The organism is Buttiauxella brennerae ATCC 51605 (assembly GCF_001654925.1).
In the GTDB taxonomy this organism is placed as follows: Bacteria; Pseudomonadota; Gammaproteobacteria; order Enterobacterales; family Enterobacteriaceae; genus Buttiauxella; species Buttiauxella brennerae.
Genome location: NZ_LXER01000049.1, coordinates 1 through 875, shown reverse-complemented (window position 1 = coordinate 875; position 875 = coordinate 1). Strand labels below are relative to the sequence as shown.

Here is an 875-nt window from a genome sequence, read left to right as displayed (position 1 = left end):
ATTAGTTGAGAAACTCAGGGCGCGGTTTCCTGTTGCCGTTGTGTGCAACGTGTTTGGGGTTCATCGCAGCAGTTATAAATACTGGCGGCAGCCCAGGAAGCCTGACGCCACGAGAGTGGCATTACTGAGCCTTGTGCGTGAAGTTTATCGCGAAAGTAACGGTTCAGCAGGAGCGCGAAGCATTGCCGCAATGGTCACCACCAAAGGTATAAAACTGAGCCGCTGGCGGGCAACAAAGCTGATGAAAGCGCTCAATATTATCAGCTGTCAGCAACCTGACCATCGTTATAAGAAGGCGTCTAAGGAACACATTGAGATCCCTAATTATCTGGATCGCCAGTTTGCTGTTACCGAGCCTAATCAGGCCTGGTGCGGTGATGTGACTTATATCTGGACGGGAAAACGCTGGGCTTATCTGGCTGTTGTACTCGATTTGTTTTCCCGTAAACCGGTTGGCTGGGCGATGTCATTTTTCCCTGATTCTGCACTGACAGGTAAAGCCCTGTCGATGGCCTGGGAAGCACGGGGAAAACCGGCTAATTTACTGTATCACTCGGATCAAGGCAGTCACTATACCAGCAGGAATTTCAGACAGTTACTGTGGAGATATCAGATAAAGCAAAGCCTGAGTCGCCGGGGAAATTGCTGGGATAACAGCCCAATGGAACGGTTCTTCAGAAGCCTGAAAACAGAGTGGGTACCGGATAATGGCTACGCGAATTTTAGCGAAGCCAGCACGGCAATAACGAATTACATCACAGGATATTACAGCCAGCTCAGACCTCATCAATATAATGGTGGTTTGACGCCGAATGAATCAGAACGATTGTTCTGGAAAAACTCTAAAGCTGTGGCCAGTTTTTGTTGACCACTAC

General features: G+C 48.8%; 1 protein-coding gene. It reads left to right on the top strand.

Annotation, left to right across the window (positions count from 1 at the left end):
• A partial coding sequence (locus tag M975_RS21915; protein WP_083967929.1) for an IS3 family transposase occupies window positions 1–868 on the top strand: 868 nt, incomplete at its 5' end.
• Between the last annotated feature and the right edge of the window lie 7 nt (window positions 869–875).